Genomic DNA, 826 nt, shown 5'->3' on the forward strand with positions numbered 1-826 from the left:
TACGTAAAGTCGGCTACCCATACTCGGTCTGGGCGGTCTGAGGTGAAGTCCCGGTCGAGGAGGTCCGGTGCTCGAACAACGTCGGGGTCGGCGACGGTGGTGTAGGCCTTCTTCGCCCGGACCACCCCGGATAGCCCCAGCGTGCGCATCACTCTGTCGACGGCCCCGGGGCTCGCGGTGGCCAGGCCGGCCCGGCGAACCTCGGCGAGCATCTTGCGACGCCCGTACAGGCCCGCAGGCTGCATCTTCCGGCGCCCCTGCTCATCGGGCTGCCACACCAGCTTCCGGATGACGTCCTCGACTTCGGCATCGCTGACGGTTCTGGCTGCGACTGCTCGTCTCGGCGAGGTCCACTCGCGGTAGGTCCGTGCGGCGATCTGCAGGCCTGCTTTTCGCAGGCCCCGACAGATCGACTCGACCGCATGTCCCTCGGAACGCATCTGGTCGATGAACTCGCAGATCACCGGTTGCGGGGGTCGAGTTCCCCCGCGAAGAAAATCGAGGCCCTGCGCATGATCTCCAGGTCCTCGGTCAGTCGCCGGTTCTCGGCCTTGAGGCGCTTGATCTCGGCGCTCTCCTCGGTGCTGACGCCGGGGCGGGCGCCGGCGTCGATGTCGGCCTGCAGGGCCCACCGACGCACTGTCTCTTTGCCGAGCCCAAGGCGTCGGCCCACCTGGTCACAGCAGGCTGTCAGTGACGCGTACTCACTGCGGTGCTCGGACACCATCCGCAGGGCCCGCTCTTTGACCGCGGGATCGATCTTCTTCGGCATGCAGCCATCCTCCTCGACTCGAAAAGGATGCGGCGGGAAACCTGGGGCGGTTCA

1 pseudogene is annotated in these 826 nt (G+C 66.9%); it reads right to left on the minus strand.

The window, feature by feature from the left end:
• Positions 1-772, minus strand: a pseudogene (locus R4P08_RS18375) (IS3 family transposase); the annotation flags it as partial.
• Positions 773-826: the final 54 nt, after the last annotated feature.

Source organism: Rhodococcus sp. IEGM 1408 (assembly GCF_033142235.1).
Taxonomy (GTDB): Bacteria; Actinomycetota; Actinomycetes; order Mycobacteriales; family Mycobacteriaceae; genus Dietzia.